This window comes from Streptomyces sp. NPDC012637, from assembly GCF_042954805.1.
Taxonomy (GTDB): Bacteria; Actinomycetota; Actinomycetes; order Streptomycetales; family Streptomycetaceae; genus Streptomyces.
In genome coordinates this window covers 586,010-612,484 of sequence record NZ_JBIBDS010000005.1, presented here as the reverse complement: position 1 = coordinate 612,484, position 26,475 = coordinate 586,010, and the positions used below count along the sequence as shown (strand labels likewise).

Annotated in this window: 22 protein-coding genes; 13 read left to right on the top strand and 9 right to left on the bottom strand. The window is 71.4% G+C overall.

Going from position 1 to position 26,475, the window contains the following annotated elements; translation table 11 throughout:
* Positions 1–7 precede the first annotated feature (7 nt).
* The 4 genes from ACFY8W_RS23115 (at position 8) to ACFY8W_RS23100 (ending at position 3,816) form a co-directional block, all read left to right on the top strand.
* Positions 8–2,167, top strand: coding sequence for a hypothetical protein (locus tag ACFY8W_RS23115; RefSeq protein WP_391108203.1), 2,160 nt, complete (start codon positions 8–10; stop codon positions 2,165–2,167).
* A 46-nt stretch (positions 2,168–2,213) separates the two neighbouring features.
* A complete protein-coding gene (locus ACFY8W_RS23110) occupies positions 2,214–2,825 on the top strand; it encodes a hypothetical protein (RefSeq protein WP_391108200.1) in 612 nt (203 codons plus the stop codon).
* Positions 2,825–3,478: a hypothetical protein gene (locus tag ACFY8W_RS23105; protein ID WP_391108197.1), complete on the top strand. Its 654-nt coding sequence runs from the start codon at positions 2,825–2,827 to the stop codon at positions 3,476–3,478. Before ACFY8W_RS23110 ends, ACFY8W_RS23105 begins: the two co-directional genes overlap by 1 nt.
* 104 nt (positions 3,479–3,582) lie before the next feature.
* The gene (locus ACFY8W_RS23100; protein WP_125661844.1) at positions 3,583–3,816 is read left to right on the top strand and encodes a DUF397 domain-containing protein; all 234 of its coding nucleotides are present in this window, start codon (positions 3,583–3,585) and stop codon (positions 3,814–3,816) included.
* A gap of 187 nt (positions 3,817–4,003) precedes the next feature.
* On the opposite strand, the gene ACFY8W_RS23095 is transcribed toward ACFY8W_RS23100, so the two are convergent.
* The 7 genes from ACFY8W_RS23095 to eccB all read right to left on the bottom strand — a co-directional run bounded on the left by ACFY8W_RS23095 (position 4,004) and on the right by eccB (position 10,708).
* Complete coding sequence (locus ACFY8W_RS23095; protein WP_391108195.1) at positions 4,004–4,312, bottom strand: WXG100 family type VII secretion target; 309 nt, start codon at positions 4,310–4,312, stop codon at positions 4,004–4,006.
* A 17-nt stretch (positions 4,313–4,329) separates the two neighbouring features.
* A complete protein-coding gene (locus ACFY8W_RS23090; protein WP_391108192.1) occupies positions 4,330–4,659 on the bottom strand; it encodes a hypothetical protein in 330 nt (109 codons plus the stop codon).
* Between the two features lie 31 nt (positions 4,660–4,690).
* The gene (locus ACFY8W_RS23085; protein ID WP_391108189.1) at positions 4,691–5,923 is read right to left on the bottom strand and encodes a S8 family serine peptidase; all 1,233 of its coding nucleotides are present in this window, start codon (positions 5,921–5,923) and stop codon (positions 4,691–4,693) included.
* A 13-nt stretch (positions 5,924–5,936) separates the two neighbouring features.
* Complete coding sequence (locus ACFY8W_RS23080; RefSeq protein ID WP_391108186.1) at positions 5,937–7,307, bottom strand: WXG100 family type VII secretion target; 1,371 nt, start codon at positions 7,305–7,307, stop codon at positions 5,937–5,939.
* 18 nt (positions 7,308–7,325) lie between these two features.
* Positions 7,326–7,787, bottom strand: a complete 462-nt coding sequence (locus ACFY8W_RS23075; RefSeq protein WP_391108183.1) for a hypothetical protein — start codon at positions 7,785–7,787, stop codon at positions 7,326–7,328.
* Positions 7,788–7,889: 102 nt separating this feature from the next.
* On the bottom strand, positions 7,890–9,086 hold the full coding sequence (gene mycP / locus ACFY8W_RS23070; protein ID WP_391108310.1) for a type VII secretion-associated serine protease mycosin: 1,197 nt from the start codon (positions 9,084–9,086) through the stop codon (positions 7,890–7,892).
* Positions 9,087–9,163: 77 nt separating this feature from the next.
* The gene (eccB, locus tag ACFY8W_RS23065; RefSeq protein ID WP_391108180.1) at positions 9,164–10,708 is read right to left on the bottom strand and encodes a type VII secretion protein EccB; all 1,545 of its coding nucleotides are present in this window, start codon (positions 10,706–10,708) and stop codon (positions 9,164–9,166) included.
* 191 nt (positions 10,709–10,899) lie between these two features.
* Between eccB and eccE the strand changes: the two genes are divergently transcribed.
* The 8 genes from eccE to ACFY8W_RS23025 all read left to right on the top strand — a co-directional run bounded on the left by eccE (position 10,900) and on the right by ACFY8W_RS23025 (position 22,579).
* A complete protein-coding gene (eccE, locus tag ACFY8W_RS23060) occupies positions 10,900–12,225 on the top strand; it encodes a type VII secretion protein EccE (RefSeq protein WP_391108177.1) in 1,326 nt (441 codons plus the stop codon).
* 335 nt (positions 12,226–12,560) lie between these two features.
* Entirely contained in the window at positions 12,561–13,205 is a 645-nt protein-coding gene (locus ACFY8W_RS23055) for a hypothetical protein (protein WP_391108308.1), read from the top strand.
* A gap of 228 nt (positions 13,206–13,433) precedes the next feature.
* The gene (locus ACFY8W_RS23050) at positions 13,434–16,586 is read left to right on the top strand and encodes an SCO5717 family growth-regulating ATPase (protein ID WP_391108175.1); all 3,153 of its coding nucleotides are present in this window, start codon (positions 13,434–13,436) and stop codon (positions 16,584–16,586) included.
* Between the two features lie 206 nt (positions 16,587–16,792).
* Complete coding sequence (locus tag ACFY8W_RS23045) at positions 16,793–18,628, top strand: ABC transporter substrate-binding protein (RefSeq protein ID WP_391108306.1); 1,836 nt, start codon at positions 16,793–16,795, stop codon at positions 18,626–18,628.
* A gap of 3 nt (positions 18,629–18,631) precedes the next feature.
* Positions 18,632–19,711, top strand: coding sequence for an ABC transporter permease subunit (locus ACFY8W_RS23040; protein ID WP_391108172.1), 1,080 nt, complete (start codon positions 18,632–18,634; stop codon positions 19,709–19,711).
* Positions 19,708–20,610 carry an ABC transporter permease subunit gene (locus ACFY8W_RS23035; RefSeq protein ID WP_391108169.1) on the top strand — a complete coding sequence of 301 codons (903 nt, stop codon included), beginning with the start codon at positions 19,708–19,710 and terminating at the stop codon, positions 20,608–20,610. Before ACFY8W_RS23040 ends, ACFY8W_RS23035 begins: the two co-directional genes overlap by 4 nt.
* The gene (locus tag ACFY8W_RS23030; protein ID WP_391108166.1) at positions 20,607–21,587 is read left to right on the top strand and encodes an oligopeptide/dipeptide ABC transporter ATP-binding protein; all 981 of its coding nucleotides are present in this window, start codon (positions 20,607–20,609) and stop codon (positions 21,585–21,587) included. The genes ACFY8W_RS23035 and ACFY8W_RS23030 overlap by 4 nt, the downstream gene beginning before the upstream one ends.
* Positions 21,584–22,579: an oligopeptide/dipeptide ABC transporter ATP-binding protein gene (locus tag ACFY8W_RS23025; protein WP_391108164.1), complete on the top strand. Its 996-nt coding sequence runs from the start codon at positions 21,584–21,586 to the stop codon at positions 22,577–22,579. The genes ACFY8W_RS23030 and ACFY8W_RS23025 overlap by 4 nt, the downstream gene beginning before the upstream one ends.
* A 128-nt stretch (positions 22,580–22,707) precedes the next feature.
* On the opposite strand, the gene ACFY8W_RS23020 is transcribed toward ACFY8W_RS23025, so the two are convergent.
* Both ACFY8W_RS23020 and ACFY8W_RS23015 read right to left on the bottom strand, forming a co-directional pair.
* Positions 22,708–23,754 (bottom strand): hypothetical protein, encoded by a 1,047-nt coding sequence (locus ACFY8W_RS23020; RefSeq protein WP_391108161.1) that lies wholly within the window; start codon positions 23,752–23,754, stop codon positions 22,708–22,710.
* A 104-nt stretch (positions 23,755–23,858) separates the two neighbouring features.
* The gene (locus ACFY8W_RS23015; RefSeq protein ID WP_391108303.1) at positions 23,859–25,037 is read right to left on the bottom strand and encodes a 3-oxoacyl-[acyl-carrier-protein] synthase III C-terminal domain-containing protein; all 1,179 of its coding nucleotides are present in this window, start codon (positions 25,035–25,037) and stop codon (positions 23,859–23,861) included.
* Positions 25,038–25,184: 147 nt separating this feature from the next.
* On the opposite strand from ACFY8W_RS23015, the gene ACFY8W_RS23010 reads away from it, so the two are divergent.
* Positions 25,185–26,405 (top strand): cytochrome P450, encoded by a 1,221-nt coding sequence (locus ACFY8W_RS23010; RefSeq protein WP_391108158.1) that lies wholly within the window; start codon positions 25,185–25,187, stop codon positions 26,403–26,405.
* The last annotated feature ends 70 nt before the right edge of the window (positions 26,406–26,475 follow it).

The window sequence follows — 26,475 nt, the reverse complement described above, 5'->3', positions numbered from 1 at the left end:
AATCGCGATGCCGACGTACCAGGAGATCATGCAGACCGACCTGGGCAAGCTGAGCACCGCCGCCGACGGCTGGAAGAGCATGGCGGAGAAGCTCAAGAAGGTCGAGGACCTCTACGAGAAGGAGGTCGAGAGCGTCGCCACCAAGAACCCCCTCTGGACCGGCCAGGCCCAGCAGTTCAGCGCGCAGAACTTCGGGATCACCCGCAACGAGCTCGACGCGGCCCAGAAGGAAGCACTGGCCATGGAGTCACTGCTGCGGGACGCGCACGGCACCTTCACCGAGCTCAAGGGCCGGGTGAAGACCGCGGTCGACGAGGCGACAGCGGCCGGCATGAAGGTCAACGAGTCCGGCAACGCGAGCTACGACTTCAGCAAGGTCAGCCAGCAGGAGGCGTACACGATTCGCCACGACCCGGACCTGCGGGAAGTGGAGATGTCGTACACGCGCAAGATCAACGACGCGGTGAAGGCGGTCACGGAGTACGACGCGGACGTCAAGGTCGCCCTGCTCAACGCCTCCGGCGCCGACGGCACGGCGATGTTCGGCTTCAACTCCAAGCCGGTCGGCGACGTCGAGGCGGTCGAGGCGCTGGCGCTCTCGGACAAGGTCCGAGACGGCAAGGCCTCGAAGGAGGAGCTGGCGCACTACCGCGACATCCTGGCGAAGAACTCGGGCGACAAGCACTTCAGCGAGGCGTACCTGCACGCCCTCGGGCCGAAGGACGCACTGAAGATCGCCGACACGATGAACCTGGCGGCGAACGAGCGGGGCATACCCGCCGACCAGAAGAAGCTCTACGAGTCGATCCAGACGGGCCTGGCGGACACGATCGCCTCCGGCACGAAGGACCCGAACGGCTACGCGTACCGGCCGTTCGTGGACGGGCTGAAGGAACTGGGCGACGACAACCTCACGGGCAACCTGAGGCCGTCGCACGGGTACCAGCACCTGGTCACGCTGATGTCGCAGGGGAACGCCGATTACGGCAAGGAGTTCCTCAACGAGATCGGCACCGACATGATCCGGGTCGAGAAGGACAAGGAGAACATCTGGGCGCACGCCTTCGACGGTCAGCGTCCCAACCTGATGCACGACCCCCTGGACGGCCTGCTCAAGATCATGAGCAAGGACCCGTCCGACGCGGAGTACTTCCTCGACCCCAAGGCGCCGGGCAACGAGAACGAGCACCTGAAGTACCTGCTCACGGACCGGAAATGGGTCGATCCCTGGATGTCGTCGGCTTACGGGCCCCCGATGGACATGGACAACCCGAACAAGGCCTCGGGCCTGGGGGCCGCGATCCAGGCGGCGGCGACGGGGCACGCCCCCGGCGAGAAGCTCGGCGAGGTCGGAGCGCACACCGAGGGCCAGGCGCGGGTCATGCACCACTCCGTCCAGTACCTCGACTCCGCGCTGGACGAGGGCAAGTTCCCGGAGGACCTGACGAACCTCCAGAAGCCGATGGCGCATGCCCTCGCGGACTACGTCAACGACACCCATGTGATCCTCAACGGCGAGGACTCCGAGTACGGCCTCAGCAAGGGCAAGGAGACCAGCTTCGGAACCGGCGACAACGCACACATGGCCGTGTCGCAGGGAAGCCTCGTACGCGTCATGCGAGGAGTGGCCGAGGACGGGGACTCCTTCGCCCTCATCTACGAGGCGGAGCGCGCGTACTCCGCCAAGCAGCTCGCCGAAGCTCCCGACTTCTCGGGTGACGCGACCCACGGTCAGAGTGCCGACTGGGACCACCGGGCGAAGCACGTCGGAGGTGCGCTGGGCGCCCTCAACGGGATCGGCGCCGATGTCTACATCGACAAGAGGGACGACAAGATCGAGTGGGCTGAGAGGACCGCGGAGTACTCGGCGAACGGCGTCAACAGCGTCGTCGGCGAGATTCCGTTCGCGGGCTCGGCCGCCGGTGCCATCGTCGACACCGCCAAGTACGAGTGGGTCGAGGACATCAAGAAGGCGGCCGAGGAGCAGGCCAAGAAGGATTCGAGCGACAACTACTCGGCCGGCAAGGACGGCACGACCGACCTCCTGAACGCCTGGGGGAAGAAGGAAGGAATCTACGACAATGGCCCGCACAAATCGGCAAGGGACGCTGCGGCAGGCGGCTACGAGGACGGACGCAGCGCCGCGGCGGCGCACTTGGGGAACTAGTCGCCCTTCCTCCGTGCGCCTGGCGGTGGCGGTGGCGGTGGGGGTCATGCTGGCCGCGACCGCGTGTTCCTCCGGGGACTCCGGCTCCCAGGTCGAGGGCATGTGCGGTCAGCCCGCCGACTCCGCGGCCGGCAAGTCGCTGCGCGAGGTGCTCGGGACGGACGACTTCCGTACCGATGTCCTCAAGTCGGACGACAGCTTCGTGAAGGAGTTCACGAAGGACCTGAAGGAGTGGACGGGCCACGCCGGGAACTCGACGTCGCCCTCCTTCCTTTGCAGGTACAAGCCCGAGGACGGCAAGGGACACGCACTGCTCGGCTTCGCGTGGTCTCCCGCGGGGACGCCGTCGGAGCAGCGGGCCCAGGGCGAGACGTTCTACGACGTGAACGCGGCCACGGGGTCGGTCTCCGACGGCGGCGCGTCGCTGTACGTGAAGTGCGATCTGGGTGGTGAGCTGAGCGGTCAGGCAGGCAGGGCCGTGCTCCGCGCCGACGTCAACCTCCCGGTCAAGGGCGAGAAGCCGGACGAGGCGGCGAAGACACAACAGCTGTCCTTCCTCTACCTGATGACCCGCGAGGTGACGGAAGGCCTCGGCTGCCGGAACAAGCCGTTGGCGAAGGACCCCGTCGTGAAGCCCCGCACTGAAAGCGCCCCCTGATGATCCGCGTGAAGCACACCGTCCTGGGCACCGCGAGCGCCGTCCTCCTCACCACGCTGGTGGGCTGCGGGAGCTCCGGCACGGAGCCCGGAGCCCTGAGTGTGGACAGGCTGGTCTCGCTCTCGGACGAGTTCGCGAAGGACGGCGCAGGCACGTGCCCCCTGCCGTACGACGTCGCCGAGGCGGCAGAGGAGGCCGGGCTCGGCGAGGGCATCGAGCCGGGCGCGGCGGGTGCGGAGGCGAGCGAGCCCCACGCGACCGCCGAGGGCGGCAAGACGACGGATCCGCAGTCGGCATGGGCAGGCAAGGCCGGTGCGTGGATCACGTGCTCGTACCACGTGGGCGGGGAGGATCTCGACGTCCACACCGTCGGTACGGAGGCGGGTAACGCCGTCAACGTCCTGCTGCCCACCACGCAGAAGGCCGCCGGCATGAGCGTCGACGAGACGAAGGCCTACTGGGAGAAGACCGACAAGGCCAAGCCCGGAGTGCCGGTGCCGAGCAAGGGCGGGAACGTCGTCACCGTCCGGCTCGACTCCGGCGGCAAGGGCGACGTCGCCCTGCTGCTGACGGTCGGCGAGGACGACAAGAGCAAGCTCGAGCCGGAGCAGGTCCTGGAGCTCGCCAGGACGTTCGCCTCGCAGGCCGAGTGAACCGGCGGTGCGGATTCCGGGGTCCGGCTGACAGCCGGACCCCGCCGCACCCATGATTGACCTGCAACGACGCGTTCCACCGCCGTATGAAGGAGCAGAGCCGGATGGGCACTCAGCAGGAGAAGGACGAGCTGTACGCGCTCGACATCAGCGGCGTCGAGTGGCAGGGCGCTCCCGGGACGAGCCCCGACGAGGAGCGCGTGGAGATCGCCCACCTGCCGGGCGGAGCGATCGCGATGCGTTCCTCGCTCGACCACGACACCGTGCTGCGGTACACGAAGGCCGAGTGGGACGCCTTCGTCCTCGGGGCGAAGGACGGGGAGTTCGACCTGCGGTAGCGCTGGGACGTGAGAAGGGGCCCGCACCTCTGGGAGGTGCGGGCCCCTTCTCGTGGACCGGTGGACCCGGTGGGCCGAGCGGACCGGGCGGACCGGGTGGGCCGGTGGACCGGGGGCGGGGTGGACCCGTGGACCGGGTGGTCCGGGTGGTCCGGGTGGTCCGGGTGGTCCGGGTGGTCCGGGTCGGTCAGTACGCCTCGGTGAAGAGACGCGAGGCCTTGACGTCGGTGGAGCGGTAGCTGTCCTTGCCCTGCTCGACGATCTTGGCGGTCTGCTCGAGGCGGTTCTTCATGTCCTCGGCGCGCTTCTTGTACTTGCCCTGCAGGATCTCGTACTCACGGTGAGCGTCACCGTCCCACGTGTCGGTGACGACCCGCAGCGCGGCGTCCATCTCCGCGATGTCCTTGATGATGTTCTGCGAGACCGTACGGATACGGTTCGCCATCTCCTGGACGGACTCGTACCGAACCTTGGTCCCGGCGTTGTCGACAGACATGCTGATCCCCCTTTACGTCAGATGTTGTTGAGCGAGGAGTTGTTGACGGCGGCGAACGTGGCCCGCACCTCGTCGTCGTTCGCGTTGCTGAGGTTCTTCGTCTCGCCGACGGCGTTGAGAAGAACGTTCAGCAGGCGACGGATGGTGTCGTGGTCCTCGTTGAGGAGCGTCTGAGCCTGCTTGAAGCCCACCGCACCGACACCGGTCCAGCCGGCGCTGCAGGTCTCCAGGATGTTGGCGAGCTCACGCGCCTGCTTGGAGACCGCGTCGCCGGTCTCCACGATCTTGTTCTTCGCCTTGACGATCGGATCGTCTGCGAGTCCGAACCCGCCAGCGGGAGTGCTCATGTGATGCTCCTCTTGTTGTCGATGCAGTGGTTCATGCGTCTGTCGACGCTCTCCTGCGTACTCCCGCCGCTACGACGAGGCCGATGACGGCGACGACGGCGACGGCACTCGCGGCGATGGCCCAGAGCGGAAGACCGCCCTCGTCGGACGCTGCGGCCTGGTCCTTGTCCTTGGCCTGGCCGCTGCCGCTTGCCCCCGTGTTCTCAGGAGAGGGGGAGGTCTGGGGTGTTGTCGGTGACGTGCTCGTGCTCGCCTGCTGCGCAGCGAGCAGCGGGTTGACGTTGGGGTCGCCCGGGTTGCCCTTGCCTTCCAGGAGGACCTGGGCGGGACGCACGGTTCCGTAGCCGATGTACTTGGAGGGGACGGGGCCGTCGTGGCCGGCCGTCTCCATCATGACCCGGAGGACCTGGTTCCCGGTCCAGTCGGGATGGGCGGACCAGATGAGGGCGGCGGTGCCGGAGGCGATGGCGGTGGCCTGGCTGGTGCCGTCCCCGGCGCAATACTTGGTCTTGTCCCGCAGACAGCGCCCCGGAATCTCGACTCCAGGAGCCGCGAGATCGACGAAGGCGCCGTAGTCGGAGAACTTGGCGACCTTGCCGTTCACGTCCACTGCGCCGACAGCGACGACACCAGGAACGGCCGCAGGGTAGGAGTTGCGCCGCTCGCTCCCGTCATTGCCTGTGGCAGCGAAGACCAACGCGCCTTTCTGCACGGCGTAGTCGATGGTGCTCTGCCACTCACGGGCTTCCGTCTCGTCCGCCACACCACCGTACGAGATGTTGATCACCCGAGCGCCGTTGTCCACTGCGTAGCGGATGCCTTGGTGGAAGGTCTTCCATCCGGAGCCGACAGCGGCACCCGTTTTGACCGGGAGGATCACTGCGTCAGGAGCGATACCTCTCACCCCACCGCCAGCCCCGGTCCCCGCGATCGCAAGGGCCATGTTCGTGCCGTGGCGGTTGGTGTCCTTGTCGTCCACACGGCCCGGGCCCCCCGTGTCGAAGTTACGTCCGGGCAGCACCTTTCCGCGCAGTTCCGGCAGCGTCGAATCGACACCAGTGTCGAGCACCGCGACGGTGACGCCCTTCCCCGTGGCCACCTTCCACATCTGGTCGGCCTTCATCGCGTCCAGGTACCACTGGCGCGACCGAATGTCGTCCGCCGACGCTGCCGGCGCCGTGAAGGTCCACGTGGCGACGACGGTCGACATGGCGCCGAGCAGGGCTGCTGCGCGGCGCCCGGCGACCCGGGTGAGGGGGGACATCAGGAAACTGCTCCTAGTCGATGACGGGCGGGACGATCTGGCGCTGGCCCGAGGTCCACGTCTCCTCGTCCTCGGACAGGTAGTCGGGGCGGTTGCGCGGCTGGCGACGCTCCTCCCCCTCCGGCTGTGTCGAAGCGGGCGGACGCACCAGGCCGGTACCACCGGGCGTGAAGGCCGAGCGTCCACTCACACCGGACGTCGTGGGCGCACCGATGGTTCCGCCGGGCTGGGTCGCCAGACGGCGGCCGGAGCCGCCCTGGCTGCCCGTGGGGCCACCGTGCATGCCGCCGCTCGGGCCGTGCATGCCCGCGGCACCACGTCCGTACTGCGACGCGTTCCGCTCCTCGCCGATGACGGTGCTCATGGGCATGCGGCCCATCTGCTGGCCCGTGACGGAACGACCGGGCACCTGCTTGCCACCCGTGATGCCCACGGGGCCCAGAGTGCTCGGGCCCGGCAGTCCGGTGCGCGTCGCGGGACTCGGCAGGCCCGTGACGGACTGACGCGGCTGCTGGAGACCGTTCTGCTGACCCAGCGGCGGCGCCATGGGCGGCAGCGAGACGGGCGGCAGCGGCTGGTTGGTCGCCGGCGGAAGCGTGGTGGTGAGCGGAGGCTGCGTGGGCGGCCGGTTCGTGGTCTCCGGGGGCGGCGTCAGCTTCACGGAGTCGAGGTTGGTGTCGACCTCGCTGTCCGGACGTGTCGGCGTGGTCGGCGTGACCGACGGCGGGGTCACCGGGTCGTGGGGCTGCCGCTCGGTGCCGCTCGGCGGCGACACTTCAGCCCGCTGAATCGTCGTGTGACTGGTCTGAGCGGTGCCCGTACCGGAACCGGTGCCGGAGTACGTCCCGGAACCAGTACCGCTGCCCGAGCCGTACTCTCGTTCAGTTTGGGTGAGATCGCCGTCGATCGGCTTGAACTCCGGCTGCCGCTCCGATGCGAGACGCGCACTCGTCGTGTCGTAGTACGACGAGAGGCGCTCCATCTGCTGGATGGCTTCCTGGAGCTTCGGGCCGGTCTCCGACTCGATGCGGGCCTTCTCCTTCTCCGGGTCCGCGAAGCACATGCCCGCCGGCTTCGGCACGGCTGACTTCGCCTCGCTCAGCGCGTTTCCCGCACGCTTCATCTCCTCGGACACGACCTTCGTGAAGTCACCGAGAACAAGCGTCTCGCGGACCATGCCGGCACCCCACTGGCGGAAGGCTTCCGCACCCTCGCCCTCCCACTGAACGCGGGAGATGTAGTGCCGCAGATCCGTGGCGATGTCGAGAATCTTCGGCACCGCCGCCGCGAGCGCCGTCCCCGCGCCGGAGACCTCCTCGGGCTTGGCCGACGCGATCATCGCGTACAGAGCGTCCAGGGACTTCCCCTCGAACTCTCCAGACATCGTGTTGCCCTCCCCCTTTTAGCTGAACCCGCCGGAATCGGTGGTGTTGGTCGTCGGCTTGGCCGCCTGCTTCGGCGCGGCCGGGTCCTCGACGCCCCCACCGGTGTGCTTGTCGTAGTCGTCCTTCGTGGTCTTCTGAATCGCCCGGAAGCGGTCCAGTTCCTCCTGGTCGACACCGTCATAACCCTTGTGAGCGATCTGCGCGCGAATCCCCATCGCCTCGATCGTCTCGCCGAAGATCTTCGTCAGCTCCTCGAGCCGCGTGCGCACCTTCTCGTACGCCCCGTGCAGCTCGCTCGCCGCGCTGAAGCCCGTGCCGTACGACGCGGCCGTGACCTTCTGCTCGCCGATCTTCGTGTGCTCGGCCGGCGAGCCCTTCAGCTCGTCGACCAGCTTCTGCATACGCGACTGGAAGGTCAGGAGCGTCACATCGCCGACTTCGAGCCCCTGCTTACCGCCGTCCCCGTTCGGCCCTGCCACTTCAGTTCCCCCTCGTCACATGCACGAACTCGCCCACTCTAACTACTCGGTACGACAGTTCCAACTGCAAAGCTACCTAGGTATTCCTACTCATCTGACGCTTCAGCGGGCGGTCGCGCGCCGTCGCCGTCCGTCCCTGATCACCACAGCCGTCCCCGCGACCACCGCGACCAGCACCCCCGCGATGCCCAGCGCGTACGTGGCGAGGCGTTCGGAGCGCTCCTGCGGGGTCTCCGACATGGCCATGTGGGCCGGTTCGGGGGCCGGGGGCCTTGGTGGGCCCGGGTCCGGGGTGGGGCCCGTCAGGGGTGGTTCGGGGCCGTCCGCCAGGGCTCGGACCGGGTCGACGACGCCCCAACCCACGTGGTCGTCGCGACCGTTGACCGAGCGGACGGCGGTCTGCTCGATCCTCGTCACGATCTGTGCGGCGGTCCACTTCGGGTACTTGGCGCGCAGCAGCGTCGCCACGCCCGCGACGTACGGGGCGGAGAAGCTGGTTCCGTTGTCGACGCACTGGCCGCCGCCCGGCACCGTGGACACCATGTCGACGCCGGGTGCGGCGACGCCGACGAAGGTGCCGGACTGGGAGAAGGCGGCGCGTTCGTTGTTGCGGTCGGACGAGGCGACGGCGAGGACGCCCGGGAAGGCGGCCGGGTAGGTGTTCTTCAGCTTGCCGTCGATGCCGTCGTTGCCGGCGGAGGCCACGACCACGACGTTCGCGGCGAGCGCCCGGGCCACCGCCTTGCCCAGCGACGACTCGGGGCCGAGCGGCTGGGTGGTGTCCTGGGAGATGTTGATGACCTTGGCGCCCTTGGCCACGGCGTGGTCGATGGCCTGGGCCATCGTGTCGGACTTGCCGCTGTTCTTCTCGTCGTTCTGCCGGATCGGGATGATGGTCGCCTCGGGTGCGAGGCCGACGAAACCGGTTCCCTTGCGGGGGCGGGCGGCGATGATGCCCGCGACCTTGGTGCCGTGGCCGACCTCGTCGACGGTGCCGTCGGTCTTGCCGCGCTGGTCGTTGCCCGCGACCGGGTTCTGCTTGTCGGGCTTCAGGTAGTCCTTGCCGGCCTTCGCGTCGACGGCGGGCTTCAGCTGCGGGTTGACGTCGTCGACCCCGGTGTCGATGACGGCGACGCGGACGCCCTTGCCCTTGGTGTCCTGCCACAGTTCGTCGAGCAGCACCCGCTGGAGCGACCAGGGGATGCCCTCGATCTGCTTCTTCATCGGGAAGGTGCACTCGCCGCTGCCGTCCAGCCCGACCGGTTCGGTGGCGGCCGCGCCGGCCGGCGGGGCCGCCATCAGCACGGCCGTCAGGGTCGTGCTCGCCAGCAGGGCCCCTGCGCGGGTACGAGACGTCGTCACCGGTGCGTCCCTCCTCACGAACCCTGCGGCTGGCGCGCGCTGTTGGTGTCCAGGCGCGGGCCCTTCGACAGGAACTCGGACCACTCCATCGGGACGGGCACGGGGGTGACCTTCTCGTAGCCGAGCCGCTTCTGCGCGTCGGACGGCTCCGGCCGCCCGTCCGTGGTCCGCTGCTGGTTCCCGGTGCCGATCTCGGAACGGCCGGAGTCGCTGTCGCCGTTGGCCTGGACGGCGTAGCGCAGTCCGGTGTCGGTCACGAGGAAGAGCGAGCCGGCGGGCGAGGACTGCTTGCCCTGGATCTGGGTGTAGAGCAGTCCGGTGCCGGGCGTGACGTACGTGCTGGTGCCGCCGGCCGTGATGTCGGCGGGGTACGCGGGGCCGGCCCAGGTGGAGAGGGTGGTCCGCCCCTTGGCGTCGACCTTCTCCAGGACGGAGCAGACGGTGTCGCGCGAGCCGTCGCCACCGACGGAGTTGACCTGCTCGGACTGGTGCTCTGGCCAGCGCAGTTCGGCGCCGAACACCTGGCTGTCGGGAGTGAGCGAGGCCTGGTCCACGGGAGTGGCCTTGCCGGTCATGTCCAGGATGTCGGCCTTCGGCGACTGGATGAGGAGCCAGGCGGTGAACGCAGAGACCGGCTGCACCTTGCCTTCCAGTACGACGTAGTGCTGGGGGCCGGAGCCGGTCTGGGTGAGGAGCACCATGCCGACCTTGTCCTGGGCGGGCGTGAGGCCGCCGCGGACGTGGGCGTCGGCGCCGACCGCGCCGGGGATCTCCGGGTAGTCGACGGGGGTGCCGGTCTTCAGGGTGGCCAGCCAGTCGTCGGTGACCTGCTGCGGCGCGCGGTTGACGCCGAACAGCGCGGTGACGAGGCCCTGGGACTTCTCGTTGACGCGGTACTTGGTGCCGGTGTGGTCGATCAGGTACTGGGCGCTGTCCTTCTGGCCCTTCACGTACAGGACCTGACCGGCCTTCAGCTTGTTGCCGTTGTCGGTGCGGCCGAGGTCACGCTTGGCGAAGAGGAAGGTGGCCTTCTGCACGCTGCCGCCGTTGCCGCCGCCGGGCTGTTCGCACACGGCCCAGCGCTTGGCGGTGCCCGCGTCCGCTTCGCCGGGGAGGCGGTCGGGGGCGTACGGGATGCCGAGGATCGGGCCGCGCGGGGGCTTGCCCTCGTCCAGCGTCTTGTCGTCGACCTGGATGACCTGGAAGTCGTCCGGGTTGAGCAGCAGCCGGGCGGAAGCGAGGTTGAGCACGGGGTGGAGCAGGGTCTTCTTGTCCTTGCCCTTGCCGGTGGTGAGGACCACGTAGCGGGTGGTCGACTGCTTGCCGACGATCACCTTCTTGCCGGGCTCGTCCCAGCCCTTGGGCGCGGTCGGCTTGAACATGCCCCAGGCGCCGAAGCCGGCGATGACGAGGGCGCCGACGATGACCCCGGGAAGGACCGCGCGCAGCGCCTTGGGCGCTCCCTCCTCCGTGCCCGAGGGTGTGGGTTGGAGGAATGCCGCGACCGTGCGCTTCTTCGCAAAGGTGTACGCGTTGAGCTCGTCCCGCCGTGATGCCATGAGTCCCCATTTTCGTCAGGCGCAGTCTTCGCGCGGGTGTCCGGGGAGCATGGCGCCCGGGCCCCGGCTGTCGGACCGGCCCCCTACTATGCCTGCTGTCCGTCGGTGCGTGTGGGGCGGGTAGGGTGATCCGGCCGCCAAAGGCCTGGCGGGCCAGGGTGATCGGGACGAATTGAGGGGGATTCTCCATCATGGCTTCCGCGACGCGGACGCGGTCCGCTGCGGCCGGGTCTACTGCCGCGCCCCCCACCACTCCCGCTCCGGGTCCCGATTCGCCGGTTTCGTCGTCGGTGTCACCGAGGCTTCAGGCGCGCCCGGGACACTTCGGTGCGTTCCGATTGCAACAGCTCGTACTGGTCGAGGTGGCGGCCGCGGTGCTCGTCGTGGCCGCGGTCGTCGACAAGCTGATGCTGGTGCCCGCCGGTGTGGTCGCGGCGCTGCTGGTGCTGCTCGCCGTGGTGCGGCGGCACCGGCGGTCGCTGCCCGAGTGGCTCTCCACCTTCTTCGCGCTGCGCGCGAGGACCCGCAGGGCCGCCTCCTTCACCGTGCCCGAGGGCACCGAGCCGGGCCTCGCCCCGGTCGTGGAGTGCGATCCGGCGCTGCGGACGTACGCGTACAGCGACCGCGACCGGCGCCCGATCGGGATGATCGGCGACGGGACCTTCCTCACCGCCGTCGTACGGGTCGAGTCCGAGACCTCGGCGCTGCGCCCCGACCGCGGGGCGCACCCGCTGCCGGTGGGGCTCGTCCGGGACGTGCTCTCGGTGGACGGCATCCGGCTCGAGTCCGCGCAGGTCGTCCAGCACACCCAGCCGGCGCCCGCGCCGCATCTGCCGGCGCAGTCGATGGCGGCGCGCAACTACGGGCCGCTGCAGGCCCAGACGGGTTCGCCCGCGGTCCGCATCACCTGGATCGCGCTCAAGCTCGACCCGGAGCTGTGCCCCGAGGCGGTCGAGGCGCGCGGCGGCGGCATGCAGGGCGCGCAGAAGTGCCTGGTGCGGGCGGCGGACCAGCTGGCGAGCCGGCTCGCCGGCGCGGGATTCAAGGCCACGGTGCTCACCGAGCAGGAACTGACCTCGGCGATCGCCACGTCCACGTGCGCCAGCCCGATGGCGATAGCGCAGGCGGGCCGCGGCCAGGCGCAGGGCCGGCGCACCCAGGAGACGGCGCGCACCTGGCGGGTCGACGACCGGCGTCACACGACGTACTGGGTGGGGCGCTGGCCGCAGCTGGGCAGCGGGGGCGGCGCGGGGGCGTCGATGCCGCAGCTGGTGGCACTGCTGACCTCGCTGCCGGCGCTCGCGACGACCTTCAGCCTGACGCTGAGCGGCGGTGACCGTCAGGAGGTGACGGTCACCGGACATGTACGGATCACCGGGCGCAGCGACGAGGAGCTGGTGGCGGCCCGGCACGAACTGGAGCGCGTGGCGCGTGGCGTGAAGACGGGTCTGGTGCGGCTCGACCGCGAACAGGTGCCCGGCATGCTGGCGACGCTGCCGCTGGGGGGTGCGCGCTGATGACGACTCCGACGGGTCCGGTGAACCCGGCGAACAGGCAGATGAACCAGGCCGGCCAGATGCACCCGGCGAGCCGTATGGCCCCGCAGAATCCTGCACAGCAGGGGGCGGCCGGGGCTCCCCCGGCCGCGGGCGGTCAGGCGGCCGGCGGGCCGGTGCCGGGCGGCGTGTCCGGCGGGGTCGTCGGCGGCGCGGTTCCCGGTGGCGGGAGGGCGGGGGCACGGCGGGCCCGTACGGGCGGCGGCCGTACCGCGGGGCGCACGGGCGGCCGCGGCGCCAAGCCCCGGTTCGGCTTCGGGCTCATCGGCCCGCGCCGCGACCGCCACGCGGCACCCATGGACCAACTCGGCGCGCTGGCACTGCCGATGGGCGACGACGGCGTGGTCATCGGCGTGGACGCCGAGAGCCGGCCCGCGGTGCTCGGCATCAACCGGCCGGCCCCGTACGACATCACGCTCATCGGCGGACTGTGGACCGCGCAGGTGCTCGCGCTGCGCGCGGCGGCGACCGGCGCCCGTATCGCCGTCGAGACCGGCCGCGCGCAGGCCTGGACGGCGCTCGCCCAGGCGGCGGGCGGCGGGCAGCCCTGCATCACGCTGCACGACGTGGGCCGGGTGCCGCCGCAGGGCGCGTCCGCGGGCAGCCCGGTGGTCGTCGTCCGCGACTGCGGCATGCGGCCGCCGCGCGGCCGGGTCGTGTCCGGCCCCTGGCAGTCGGTCGTCACGCTGCTCCCCTATCTGAGCCCGGTGGCCCCGCGGCTCCTGGAGAAGTCCTCGCTCGTCGGGGTGCAGCGGGTGTCCCCCGACGAGGCCGCGCAGATCGGACGCATCATGGGCCTGCAGCGCGCCGAGTGGGAGGCGCTGTCGACGCTGGCCGACGGGGTGACGCTCTGGTGCACGCCGGGCGACCGGCAGTTCGTGATGACGCAGGCCACGGACGCCGAGACCGGATTGTTGGGCGCCGCCCGCCGGATGGACTGAGCCGGACCGGCAGCACGACATCTTCACCGAACCTGTCCACTTTTGTGCAGGTTTGGAAAACCGGGGGTTTCACTCTCCGGTACCCGTGGGTCACTTGGGGGACCCGGCCGGTCCGTACGGCGGGCGGCGGCGGGCCGTCGGCCCTGCCCGAGGGGCACGGTTGGCGTTTAGGGTGGGATGTGCCCGCCCACGACGGCACAAGGGTGCGCGACCACACCAGGAGGCAAAGTGAACCGCGATCGGGACGAGATCAACGGGGGTTGGAACCCGCCCGTCGACGATCAGTCCGACGCAGATCCCGCCGAGATGACGGGTGAGTTCACCATCGACTACACCCCGCCGGCCTGGTACACGCAGAACGCGTCGGCCGGTACGGGTGCCGGGGCGCCCACCCCTCCGCCGCCGACCGGCGCGCCCGTCGCGGTCCCCGGGGTCCCGGCGGGCGGCGGCTTCGAGCCGAACTGGGGCGCCACGCCGCCTCCGGCCGCTCCCGTCCCGCCTGCTCCCGTCCCGCCTGCTCCGGTTCCGTCCGCTCCGGTCCCGTCCGCTCCGGTCCCGTCCGCTCCGGTCCCGTCCGCTCCGGTTTCTCCGGCCGCGGTCGCTCCGGCTGCCCCTGCCCCGGTCGCGCCGGCTCCCGCCGCGCCCGCTCCGGTCGCTCCCGCCGCCCCAGTTCCACCGTCCGCGGCCGCTGCCGACGCGTCCGCATCCATCCCCTCGCCGTTCGGCGGCGGGGACCTGGAGAGCGGCGCGACTATGCGCTTCTCCCCCGCCGCGCTGAAGCGCGAGATGGCGGAGCTGGCCGAGCAGCAGACCGGCGGGGACGACCCCCGGGCGGCGGCCGCGACGCCCGCGGCCGGGACCGCGCCTGAGCCCGCGCCGCCGGGCACGGCCGGTGACCCGGCCGTTTCCTCCGTCACCGCGTCCGACGAGACGGCGGCGGAGGTGACCGATGAATCGGCCCTCGCGCAGCCCGCGTCCGGCGCGACCGAGGCACCCTCCGCGACCGCTGCGTCCGCCGCGTACGAGGACGACGCGGACGCCGCCGGCGGAACGGTCTCTTCCGACGGCGGGTCCGAGGCCGCCGAGGCGTCCGCGTCGGGCACGGACGGCACGCCGGCGGCCGTCGAGCACCCCGCCCCAGCCGACGCCGCCGACGCCACCGATGTCCCCGACGCCACCGGCTCGGGCCCGGCGGACGGCAGCGCGGACGCCGGCACGGAAGCCACCGCCGCCGAAGCGGCGCCCGAAGCCGACGTCGCCGCACCGACCGCCGCGGCGCCCGCCGTCGAGCCGCAGGACGCCGTACCGGCCGCACCGCTGCCGCCCGTGGCGCCGCCCGTCGCCCCGCCCCTGCCGGCCCAGGGCGCCGGACTGCCGCCGCTGCCGCCGTCGTTCCAGCCCGCGACGCCCGCGGCCGCGCCGCAGTGGCCCGCGCAGGAGGCCCAGGGCGAGCAGCCGGTGGCCCCGGCCGCGCCGCTGCCCGCCGCCGCGCCCTGGCCCGCTCCTCCGGTTCCGGGTGCCCCCGGTCCCGTACCGCCGCAGGGTGGTTACGGCTTCCCGCACCCGGGACAGCCCGCGCAGCCCCAGCCGCCCGCCCCGCAGCCCCAGGGCGGCTACGGCTTCCCCCACCCCGGACAGCCCCAGCCCGGCCAGCCGCCGGTCCCGCCGCAGCCCCAGGCCGGGTACGGCTTCCCGCAGCAGGAACAGCCCGGCCCGCCCGCCCAGCCCCAGCCCCAGCCCCAGCCCCAGGGCGGCTACGGCTTCCCCCACCCCGGACAGCCCCAGCCCGGCCAGCCCCAGCCCGGCCAGCCGCCGGTCCCGCCGCAGCCCCAGGGCGGCTACGGCTTCCCCCACCCTGGGCAGCCCGGCCAGCCCGCGCACCTCGCCCAGCCCCAGCCGTCCGCGCCCGCCGGGCCCGGGCCCGCCGTGGACCCGCGGACCGGGGCCGCCTGGCCCTCCGCCGTGACGCACGACCAGCGGGAGCGGTCCGTGCCGGGCGCACCGCTCGGGTACACGGCGGCCGTCGAGCTGTCCTCGGACCGGCTGCTGCGCAACAACAAGCAGAAGGCCAAGTCCTCCCGCAATCCCGGTGCCTCGGCCCGCTTCAAGCTGGGCGGCAAGAAGGAGGAGGCGGAGCGGCAGCGGAAGCTGGAGCTGATCCGTACGCCGGTCCTCTCCTGCTACCGGATCGCGGTCATCTCGCTCAAGGGCGGCGTCGGCAAGACCACGACCACCACCGCGCTGGGCGCGACCCTGGCGACCGAGCGGCAGGACAAGATCCTGGCGATCGACGCCAACCCGGACGCCGGCACGCTCGGCCGCCGGGTGCGGCGCGAGACCGGCGCGACCATCCGCGACCTGGTGCAGGCGATCCCGTACCTCAACTCGTACATGGACATCCGCCGCTTCACCTCGCAGGCGCCGTCGGGTCTGGAGATCCTCGCCAACGACGTGGACCCGGCCGTCTCGACGACCTTCAACGACGAGGACTACCGGCGGGCGATCGACGTCCTGGGCAAGCAGTACCCGATCATCCTGACCGACTCCGGAACCGGTCTGCTCTACAGCGCGATGCGCGGGGTGCTCGACCTGGCCGATCAGCTGATCATCATCTCCACGCCGTCCGTGGACGGCGCCTCCAGCGCCTCCACGACGCTCGACTGGCTGTCGGCGCACGGGTACGCGGAGCTGGTGCAGCGCTCGATCACCGTGATCTCCGGGGTCCGCGAGACCGGCAAGATGATCAAGGTCGAGGACATCGTCCAGCACTTCCAGACCCGCTGCCGCGGCGTGGTCGTGGTGCCCTTCGACGAGCACCTGGCGGCGGGCGCCGAGGTCGACCTCGACATGATGCGGCCGAAGACCCGCGAGGCGTACTTCCACCTGTCGGCGATGGTGGCCGAGGACTTCGTCCGCGCGCAGCAGGCGCAGGGTCTGTGGACCGGTGACGGGCAGGGCGGCATGCCGCCGCACTTGGCCCCGCCGATGCCCGGTGGGCCCGGCCAGCCCGGTGCGCCCGGCCAGCCCGTGCCGGGGCAGCCGATGCCCGGTCAGCCGTACCCGCCGCAGCAGCCCGCACCGGGTCAGCCGTACGGCGGTCCGCCCGCGCCCGGTCAGCCTTACCCGCAGCAGCCCTACCCGCAGCAGCCGGCGCCGGGGCAGCCGGGTCAGCCGTACGGAGCACAGCCCGCACCCGGACAGATGTACGGGGCGCAGCCCGGTCAGCCCCCGATGCCGCAGGGGTGGCAGCAGCCTCCGGCGCAGCCGCTTCCGCCGCACGCCGATCCGCAGGCGCAGGGCCAGGGCCAGGTTCCGCCGCCCAACTGGCAGCAGCAGCCGCAGCAGCAGCCTCCGCAGGCGCCGCCAGCCCCTCAGCAGTAGGGCGTCACAGGAGTAGACCAATGAGGCCCCGTACCGGTGTTCCGGTACGGGGCCTTTCCGCATTCCCGCAGCCCACACGGTGTTTGAGACATCGTTGACGACGGCAGACCACCGCTGATACACCTTCGCTTCATCCATCGTCAGCCCAAGATCCACGGCACTTCCCACGACGCACGCATCCCGACGCGAGGTCACGTCCCATGGTCATGGTCACGAAGGTTCCACCCCGTCCGGCACCCGCCCGCAGAGCCCTGCGCCTGCTTCTCGCCACCGGTGTCACCGTCGCCTCGCTCCTGGCCGTCCCGGGCACCGCCCAGGCGGAGGACGAGAAGTCCGGCGGTACCACGCTCACCGTCGCCGTCTCGCAGAGCGTCGACTCGCTCTCGCCGTTCCTGGCGCAGAAGCTCGTCTCGACCAGCATCCACCGGCTGGCGTACGAGTACCTGACGAACTACGACGTGAAGGACGCCCGCCCGATCCCGGGCCTGGCGACCGAGTGGAAGTCCTCGCCGGACAAGCTCACCTGGACCTACACGATCCGCAAGGACTCGCTCTGGTCCGACGGGCGGCAGGCCACCGCGGAGGACGCGGCCTGGACCTTCAACAAGATGATGACCGACCCGAACGCGGCCACCGCCAACGGCAGCTTCACCGCCAACTTCAAGAAGGTCACCGCACCCGACCCGCAGACCCTGGTCATAGAGCTGAAGCAGCCGCAGGCGACGATGACGGCGCTCGACGTGCCGATCGTGCCCAGGCACGTGTGGGAGAAGGTCACCGACTTCTCCAAGTTCAACAACGACCAGCAGTTCCCGATCGTCGGCAACGGGCCGTTCGTCATCACGGACTTCAAGGTCGACCAGTACATCAAGCTCAAGCCGAACAAGAAGTTCTGGCGCGGTGCGCCGAAGTTCGACGAGCTGGTCTTCAAGTACTACAAGGACGGTGACGCGGCCGTCGCCGCGCTCCAGAAGGGCGAGGTGTCCTTCGTACCGAACCTGACGCCCGCCCAGGCCGCCGCGCTGAAGACGCAGAAGAACATCAAGGTCAACGACGCTCCCGGGCGGCGCTTCTACGCCCTCGCCACCAACCCGGGGGCCCGCGCCAAGGACGGCAGGACCTTCGGCAACGGGAACAAGGCGCTGCTCGATCCCGAGGTGCGCAAGGCGCTGTTCCTCGCCGTGGACCGCTCGACCCTCGTCGACAAGGTCTTCCAGAACCACGCCGTGGAGGGCGAGGGCTACATCCCGCCGCGCTTCGGCTCGTACTTCTGGAAGCCGGCCGCCGACCAGAAGCGCGCGTACGACCCGGCCAGGGCCGAGCAGATCCTGGACGCCGCGGGGTACCGGAAGAACGCCGAGGGCAGGCGGCTGGGCAAGGACGGCAGGCCGCTCGACCTGCGCATCCTGTGTCACGCCACCGACCCGAACGACAAGGCCTCCGCCAAGTACCTCCAGGAGTGGTGGGGCAAGCTCGGCATCGGGCTCAAGGTCGAGTGCCTGGACAGCGTGTCCGACCCGTGGGTGAAGGGCGACTACGACCTCGCCTTCGACGGCTGGTCGGTCAACCCGGACCCGGACTACGTGCTGTCCATCCACACCTGCGGCACCCTGCCCGCGACGCCCAAGGACACCGGCGCCACCGACAACTTCATCTGCGACCGGCAGTTCGACTCGCTGTACGCCCGGCAGGCCGTCGAGTACGACGCCGCCAAGCGGGCCGGCCTGGTCAAGCAGATGCAGTCGCGGCTCTACGACACCGGGTACATGAACGTCATCGCGTACCCGAACGCCCTGGAGGCCTACCGCACCGACCAGATCGCCTCCATCACCACCATGCCCGAGGCCGCCGGCAACCTGTGGGGCCAGGACGGTTACTGGAGCTGGTGGTCTGCCGTACCCGCCGCCGGGTCCTCCGGCGAGCAGTCGGGTGGCTCCTCGACCGGCGTGGTCGTCGGGATCGGCGCGGCCGTCGTGGTCGTCGTAGGCATCGGGGTCTTCTTCGGACTGCGCCGCCGCTCCACCGCCGACGACCGCGAGTAGCCCGTGACCAGCGCAAGCACTCCCGCCCCGGTGGCGCAGACCGGCACCGGAACCGACTCCGGCACGGTCCGCGCCACCGAGGGCGGCGCACGATCCGGCACCGCCGCCGCGTACCTCCGGCACGCGGCGGGGAAGGTCGCCGGTGCCGCGGTGTCCCTCCTCGCCGTCCTGGTCACCAGCTTCTTCCTGTTCCGGATCATCCCGGGCGACCCGGTGAAGACGATGACCCACGGCATGCCCACCACGGCCGAGCAACTGGCGACGCTCCGCAAGCAGTTCGGCCTCGACCTGCCGATGTGGCAGCAGTTCACCGACTACTGCGCCAAGGCGCTCACCGGGGACCTCGGCACCTCGTACCAGTTCCGCGCCCCGGTCGGCGAGCTCATCGCACAGAAGCTGCCGGCGACGCTGCTGCTCACCGGCACGGCCGTGGTGCTCTACTCGGCGCTCGGCCTGTGGCTCGGCACCCGCTCCGCGTGGCGGCACGGCAGCCTCGGCGACAGGCTGAACACCGGTGTGGCGCTGACCCTGTGGTCGGTGCCCTCGTTCTGGCTGGGCCTGCTGCTGATCATCGTGTTCTCGGTGGGCATCGGGCCGGTCCCGGGGCTCTTCCCGACCGGCGGCATGGAGTCCGGCACCGGCGAGACCGGCTTCGGTCACGTGCTCGACGTGGCCCACCACATGGTGCTGCCGGTGCTCACCCTGGTCGCGGTGGGATACGCCCAGACGCTGCTCGTCATGCGGTCCTCGCTGCTCGACGAGATGGGCGGCGACTATCTGACCACCGCCCGGGCGAAGGGGCTGCGCGACGACGTCGTACGGCGGCGCCACGCCGTGCCGAACGCCCTGCTGCCGACGGTGACGATGATCTTCATCAACCTCGGCCATGTCGCCGCGGGTTCGATCCTGGTGGAGACCGTGTTCTCCTGGCCCGGGCTCGGCGGCCTGTTCTACCAGGCGCTCAGCGTGCCCGATCTGCCGCTGGTGCAGGGCCTGTTCGTGGTCTTCGCGGGCGCGATGATCGTGATGAACCTGATCGCCGACCTGCTCTATCCGCTGCTCGACCCCCGGGTGGGCCGATGACCTCACAGACGACCGCCGCCTCGCTGGCCCGGCAGCGCAGGCGCGCCTCGCTCGCCCGCTTCTGGCAGCGGTACCGCACCCACCGGGCCGGGCTCTGGGGCCTTGCCGGACTCGCCCTGATCGGTCTCGTCGCGCTCACGGCGCCGCTGACCGTCGGCGCCGACGTGCAGTCGGTGACGAACGCGCCCGGCACCGCCCTCGAGCCACCGAGCGCCGAGTTCCCGCTGGGCACCGACCAGTTCGGGCGCTCGCTGCTCGGCCTGCTGATCTGGGGCGCGCGGATCTCGCTCCTCGTAGGGCTGCTGGCGGCGACGCTGTCGGTCGCCATCGGCACGCTCGTCGGGATCGTCGCGGGCCACTACGGCGGCTGGTTCTCCACCGTCGTCATGCGGATCACGGACTGGTTCCTGGTCATGCCGGCGCTCGTCCTCGCCATCGTGCTCGCGACCGTCATGTCCCGGTCCGTGTGGACGGTGATCCTGGCGATCGGAATCACCAGCTGGCCGACGACGGCCCGGCTGGTACGGGCCCAGACGATCGCGGTCGAGTCCCGCCCGTACATCGAGCGGGCCACCGCCCTCGGCGGCGGGCACGGGCACGTCATGACCCGGCACGTGCTGCCGAACGTGATGCCGCTGGTGCTCGCGCAGACCACGCTCGGCATCTCGACGGCCATCCTCACCGAGGCGACCCTGGCCTTCCTGGGTCTCGGCGACCCCACCGTGGTGTCGTGGGGCGGGATGCTCCAGGACGCGCGCGAGGCGGGCGCGGTGTCGTCCGGGCACTGGTGGTACCTGGCGCCGCCGGGCATCGCCATCGCGCTCGTCGCGCTCGCGTTCACGCTGTGCGGACGGGCCATCGAGTCCGTACTCAACCCGAAGCTGGGAGTGGGTCGTTGAGCACGCAGACACAGCCGCTGCTCGAGGTGCGGAACCTGAGCGTGACGTACGGGTCGGGGGCGGCCGCCGTCCCCGCCGTACGGGGCGTGGACCTCACCCTGCCCGCCGGGCAGAAGCTCGGCGTCGCCGGCGAGTCCGGGTGCGGCAAGTCGACGATGGCGCTGGCGCTGCTACGGCTGCTGCCCGCGTCGGCCCGGATGAGCGGGGAGATCCTCCTCGACGGCGAGGACGTCCTCGCCATGAAGTGGGGGCGGCTGCGGGCCGTGCGCTGGGCGGGGGCGTCGATCGTCTTCCAGGGCGCGATGCACTCGCTGAACGCGGTGCGGCGGATCGGCGACCAGATCGCCGAGCCGCTGCTCGTGCACGGGCGGGCCGCTCCGGCGGCCGCACGCCGCCGGGTCGGGGAGCTCCTGGAACACGTGGGCCTGCCGGCCGCCCGCGCGGCCGCGTATCCGCACGAACTGTCCGGCGGGCAGCGGCAGCGCGTGATGATCGCCATGGCACTCGCCTGCGATCCGCGGCTGATCGTCGCCGACGAGCCGACGACGGCGCTCGACGTGATGATCCAGGCGCAGATCCTGCGGCTGATCGAGCGGCTCGTCGCCGAGCAGGACATCGGACTGCTCATGATCAGCCACGATCTGGCGGTGCTCGCCGACACCTGCGACCGGCTCGCCGTGATGTACGCGGGCCGGGTGGTCGAGGAGGGCCCGGCGAAGGCGGTGTACGAGGCGGCGGCGCACCCCTACGGCAAGGCGCTGTCCTCGGCGTTCCCGCGGATCGGCGACGCGGCGTCCCGGCGGGCGCCGCGCGGTCTGCCGGGCGACCCACCGGACCCGGCGGACCTGCCGGGCGGCTGCACCTTCCATCCGCGCTGCCCGGTGGCGGTGGACGGGTGCGCCGAGCAGGACCAGGAACTGCGGGACGCGGGCGCGGGGCGCCGGGCGGCCTGCGTACACGTGGGGAGCACGTCATGAGCCAGGATCCGGCGGTGCCACTGCTGTCGGCACGGGGGCTGCGGGTGGTCTTCCCGGGGCGGCGGGGCGCGCCCGCCGCCCGGGCGGTGGACGGCGTGGACCTGGACGTCGGCGCGGGCGAGATCGTGGCCCTGGTGGGCGAGTCCGGCTGCGGCAAGACCACGCTGGCGCGCTCGCTGCTCGGCCTGGTCCGCCCGGCCGAGGGCGCCGTGCGGTTCGCCGGCGCGCCGCTGTCGTACACGGGCAAGGCGCTCAAGGCGTACCGGAAGCGGGCCCAGCTGGTGCTGCAGGATCCGAGCGGCTCGCTGAACCCGAGGCACACGGTGTACGACGCGGTGGCCGAGGGGCTGCGCATCCACCGGTACGCCGGGGACGAACGGGCGGCGGTCGCCGAGGCGCTGTCCCGGGCCGGGCTGCGGCCGCCGGAGCGGTTCTTCCTGCGCTATCCGCACGAACTGTCCGGCGGGCAGCGGCAGCGGGTGGTCATCGCGGGCGCGCTGGTCCTGGAGCCGGAGCTGATCGTCGCCGACGAACCGGTGGCGTCGCTGGACGCCTCGGTACGCGGCGAGATCCTGGCACTGCTGCTGCGGCTCCGCGACGAACTGGGACTGTCCGCGCTGGTGGTGACGCACGACCTGGGGCTCGCGTGGAACATCGCGGACCGGGTGGCGGTCATGTACCTGGGGCGGATCGTGGAGACCGGACCGGTGGAGACCGTACTGACGGCCCCTCAGCACCCGTACACGAGAGCCCTGTTGTCGGTGCTGCCGGAGTCCGGTGGCGAGCCGGTGGTGCTGACCGGCGAGCCCCCGGACCCGGCGCGCATCCCGTCGGGCTGCCGCTTCCACGTCCGCTGCCAGGCCCTGGCGTCGGGCGCGGCGGCGGACGTGGCCGACCACTGCCGCACGAGGGACCTGCCGGTCCTCGCCGGCGACACGGCCGCGGCCGCGGCCTGCCACCTCGTGACGGGCAGGGTCGCGGCCCGCGACTGAGGGGTGGGGTGCGGGTGGAGGTGGGGTGCGGGTGGAGGTGGGGACGAGGGCGGCGGTTGGGGCGGGGGTGGGTCAGGCGAAGCTCCGGTTTCCGCGGCTTGCCTGCCCACGGGCCACCGCAGGCCGCCCTACTCCGCCGGCTTCGCCGCGGGCTTCGCGGACCCTGCATGCTCCGCCGGCTTCCCGGCGGGCTCCGCGGGTCCGGCCTGCTCCACCGGCTTCCCGGCGGGCTTCACGGACCCTGCGTGCTCCGCCGGCTTCCCGGCGGGCTTCTCGGGCGCAGCCGCCTCGGCCGGCTTGGCCGGCTTCGCCGCCGTGGCCGGGGCGGACGGGTTCTGCGGCTTGCCCGAGGGCTTCTGGGTGACCGAGCCCTTCGGGAGGACCTCGCACGAGCTGATGGAGGTCCGCGTCGAGACCGACTTCACCGTGCAGGTGTCCTTGCCGACTCCCGCGTCCACCGTGCCCCAGTGCTCGCCGACGATCAGGAGGGCGCCGTCGTGGCCCTGGATCGTGTCGTCGCCGGGGCCGGCCTGGATCAGGCCGCCGGACTCCGGGCCCAGCGCGGCGGCCTCGATCTTGTCGTTCTCGCTGCCGCCGAGGACGCGGCCGGAGAAGTCGATGATCCCGGTCCTGATGGTGTCCTTGCCGTCGTTGCCGGTGACGATGCCGCCGCCGCGGTTGAACTGGCCGGGCGCGCCGAAGACGGAGCCGGTGGTGATCGTGTCGTCGCCGTCGTCGCCGTGGACGACGGCGCCGCGCTCCGCGCCCTCGCCGTGGACGGTGGCGACCTTGATGATGTCGTTGCCGCGGTTGCCCCGGACCATGCTGAAGGTGGTCTGCGGCACCAGGTGCTTGGCGCGGATGACGTCGTTGCCCTCGCCGCCCAGGATGGCGGAGTCGATGACCAGGCCGCGTACCTCGATCATGTCGTTGCCGGCGCCGCCCGAGACGGTGACGCCGTCGAGATCGCTGTCGCAGAAGATGTGGTCGTCTCCCGCCGTGCCGTTGACCTGGTTCCCCGGCGGCGCGGCCACGTCGTTGACCCAGCACTGGTGCATGGGTACCCGGGCGGAGGCGTGGGCGGGCACGCCGGTGAGCGAGGCGGCGGCGACGAGGACGGCCAGGGCCGCGGGACCGCGCAGGGATCTGCGGGACGACGGTGGCGTGACGGACATGCGGAGCTCCTCTGCGGTGCTACAGGGGGGTGGATGAGACCGGATCGGATCGGGCGAGGCCGGACCGGGCCGGGTCAGGTGGGTGAAGTGAGGTGAGGTGGGAGTCAGGCGGCGGCGGTACGGGCCGGTGCGGGACGCCGGGACGAATAGCCGACGATCCGGCGGGCGTTGAGGTCGGGCTCGTGCGCGGGCTGGCCGTTGGTCCACCGTCCGAGGCACATCTCGGCGGTGATGCCGGGGCCGAAGCCGGCGAGGATGCCGCGCGCGCCCTCCTTCAGACCGCCCTCCTCGAAGAGCCTGCGCACCGCGTCGAGGACGACGGCGCTGGCGATGTTGCCGTACTGGGTGAGCGTCGACCGGCTGAACCGGAACTCCTCCGGCGGCACTTCGAGGAAGTGGCTGAGGTCGTCGAGGATGCGGGGGCCGCCCGCGTGGATGATGTAGAAGTCCAGGTCGCCGGCGTCCCAGCCGTGTTCGCCCGCGAGTTCGCGCAGGGCGGGTGCGAGCGGCTCCATGGTGCCGGGCACCCGCTTGTCGAGGAGGAAGTGGAAGCCGGTGGCGCGCACGCTGTAGGCGATCCAGTCCTCGGTGTCGGGTACGAGGTAGGAGTTGTTGCGCTCCAGGGCGATGCCGGTGCCGCCGCGGCCGCGGACCACGGCGGAGGCGACCGCGTCGCCGAACAGGCCGTTGGACAGCAGCGATCCGACGCCGAGGTCGGTGGGCTGGTAGCACAGCGAGCAGAACTCGCAGGCGACGATGAGGACGTTGGCGTCCGGGTAGGCGGTGCAGAAGTCGTGCGCCCGGTTCACCGCGGCTCCGCCGGCGGCGCAGCCGAGCTGCGCGATCGGCAGCTGACGGGTGTGGCTGGGGAAGCCCATGCTGTTGATCAGCCAGGCGGTGAGCGAGGGCATCATGAAGCCCGTGCACGACACGTAGACGATCATGTCGATGTCGGTGGGCCGCAGCCCGGCGTTGTGCAGCGCCTCCTTGACCACCGCGGGTACGCGGGCCTTCGCCTCGGCCTCGTACAGTGCGTTGCGCTCCTCGAATCCGGGATGCTTCAGGGTCTCCTCGATCGGCTGCACGATGTGCCGACGGGTCACCCCGGTGTTCCCGATCAGCCTGAGGGCGAGGGCCAGTTGGGGGTGGTCGGCATGGCGTGCGCGGGCGAGGTCGAGGGTCTCCTCCATCGTGATCACGTACTCGGGTACGGCCACCGCGGGCTTGCACAGAGTCACCACGACACGCGCTCCTTCGTCTCGTTCGCCGTGAACTGGGCCCACACTCACCCCGTCGTCCTGACCTCGCAACCGCGCGAGCGACGGCCCGACCGCGGAGCGTCACCGCACGTGAGGAGGGCGCGTGCTCCGTCCGGGGGGCTGTCGGCGCTCGGCGTGTCGTGGCCACGGGCGGCCGGGAACACGGTTCTCATGACCTCCGAACCGACGGCCGCGCCGCGGCCTGCCGTCCGCAACTGGGCGGTCGAGGATCTCCCCGCCCTCGACTTCGACCCGCTGCTGCTCGAACTGCTCCACGAGGAGCCCGTCGCCCGGATCCGGCTGCCGTTCGGCGCGGACCACGAGGCGTGGCTGGTCACCCGGTACGACGACGTGCGTACGGTGACCTCCGATCCGCGCTTCAGCCGGACGGCTCTCCTCGACCGGCAGGTGACCGGGATGACCGGCCACATGGTGTCCTCCAAGGCGGCCCTGAACTACGCCGATCCGCCGTACCACACCCAGCTGCGCAAGGCGGTGACGAAAGCTTTCACCGGGCAGTCCACCAAACGGCTGCGCCCGCTCGCCCAGGCGACCACCGACCGGCTCCTCGACGCCATGGAGAGGTCCGGCCGCCCGGCCGACCTGATGAAGCACCTGCACGGGCCGCTGCCGATGGCGGTCGTCTGCGACCTCCTCGGCATCCCCGACGAGGACCGCGCGGAGCTGGCCTCCTGGCCCGATCTCATCCTGTCGTCGGGCCCCGGCCCGGAGAGCAGCCGGGCGGCGAAGGCCCAGATCCACGGCTACATCAGCCGCCTCCTGGAGCGGCGGCTCGCCGAGCCCTCCGACGACCTGGGCGGGGTGCTCGCCGAGTCCCTGGCCGACGGCCGCGTCGACCGCGACGAGGCCGTGTCGCTCGCGATGGCCATCCTGATCAGCGGCGCGCACGCGGTCCGGAACAACAGCGCCAACATGGTCTACCTGCTGCTCACCCGGCCGGACCTGACGGACCGGCTGCGCACCGAGCCCGAGCTGCTCCCGCAGGCCGTGGACGAGCTGCTGCGCTGGATCCCGCACCGCAACGGCGTGGGGCTGCCGCGGATCGCGCTGGAGGACGTCGAGGTCGGCGGGGCGGTGATCCGGGCCGGTGAGGCGGTGTACGCGTCGTATCTGGCCGCCAACCGGGACCCGGCGGTGTTCACGGACCCGCACACCGTCGACTTCGACCGTACGGGCGTCGGACACGTGTCCTTCGGGCACGGACCGCACCACTGCATGGGCGCGATGCTGACCCGGATGGAGTCCGAGGTGATCCTCTCGACCTTGCTCGCCCGCTACCCGGAGCTGCGCCTCGCGGTACGGCCCGAGGAGGTTCCGTTCCAGTCCAGGGGACTGATCCGGGGCCCGAAGGAGCTCCTCGTCACCTGGTGAGGGCCGGGACGGGCGCGGCGTTCGCTCGCGCCCGTCGGACCCGGATCCGGGCCGGTGCGCCGCCCGGCAC

What these genes read in the sequence shown, in the direction of transcription:
- ACFY8W_RS23025 (WP_391108164.1), top strand. Translation starts at nt 21,584, where the DNA reads ATGAGCCAGGATCCGGCGGTGCCACTGCTGTCGGCACGGGGGCTGCGG.
- ACFY8W_RS23090 (WP_391108192.1), bottom strand. Translation starts at nt 4,659, where the DNA reads ATGAGCACTCCCGCTGGCGGGTTCGGACTCGCAGACGATCCGATCGTC.
- ACFY8W_RS23080 (WP_391108186.1), bottom strand. Translation starts at nt 7,307, where the DNA reads ATGTCTGGAGAGTTCGAGGGGAAGTCCCTGGACGCTCTGTACGCGATG.
- eccB (WP_391108180.1), bottom strand. Translation starts at nt 10,708, where the DNA reads ATGGCATCACGGCGGGACGAGCTCAACGCGTACACCTTTGCGAAGAAG.
- ACFY8W_RS23055 (WP_391108308.1), top strand. Translation starts at nt 12,561, where the DNA reads ATGGACCAACTCGGCGCGCTGGCACTGCCGATGGGCGACGACGGCGTG.
- ACFY8W_RS23035 (WP_391108169.1), top strand. Translation starts at nt 19,708, where the DNA reads ATGACCTCACAGACGACCGCCGCCTCGCTGGCCCGGCAGCGCAGGCGC.
- ACFY8W_RS23110 (WP_391108200.1), top strand. Translation starts at nt 2,214, where the DNA reads ATGCTGGCCGCGACCGCGTGTTCCTCCGGGGACTCCGGCTCCCAGGTC.
- eccE (WP_391108177.1), top strand. Translation starts at nt 10,900, where the DNA reads ATGGCTTCCGCGACGCGGACGCGGTCCGCTGCGGCCGGGTCTACTGCC.
- ACFY8W_RS23105 (WP_391108197.1), top strand. Translation starts at nt 2,825, where the DNA reads ATGATCCGCGTGAAGCACACCGTCCTGGGCACCGCGAGCGCCGTCCTC.
- mycP (WP_391108310.1), bottom strand. Translation starts at nt 9,086, where the DNA reads ATGGCGGCCCCGCCGGCCGGCGCGGCCGCCACCGAACCGGTCGGGCTG.
- ACFY8W_RS23045 (WP_391108306.1), top strand. Translation starts at nt 16,793, where the DNA reads ATGGTCACGAAGGTTCCACCCCGTCCGGCACCCGCCCGCAGAGCCCTG.
- ACFY8W_RS23010 (WP_391108158.1), top strand. Translation starts at nt 25,185, where the DNA reads ATGACCTCCGAACCGACGGCCGCGCCGCGGCCTGCCGTCCGCAACTGG.
- ACFY8W_RS23085 (WP_391108189.1), bottom strand. Translation starts at nt 5,923, where the DNA reads ATGTCCCCCCTCACCCGGGTCGCCGGGCGCCGCGCAGCAGCCCTGCTC.
- ACFY8W_RS23020 (WP_391108161.1), bottom strand. Translation starts at nt 23,754, where the DNA reads ATGTCCGTCACGCCACCGTCGTCCCGCAGATCCCTGCGCGGTCCCGCG.
- ACFY8W_RS23095 (WP_391108195.1), bottom strand. Translation starts at nt 4,312, where the DNA reads ATGTCTGTCGACAACGCCGGGACCAAGGTTCGGTACGAGTCCGTCCAG.
- ACFY8W_RS23100 (WP_125661844.1), top strand. Translation starts at nt 3,583, where the DNA reads ATGGGCACTCAGCAGGAGAAGGACGAGCTGTACGCGCTCGACATCAGC.
- ACFY8W_RS23115 (WP_391108203.1), top strand. Translation starts at nt 8, where the DNA reads ATGCCGACGTACCAGGAGATCATGCAGACCGACCTGGGCAAGCTGAGC.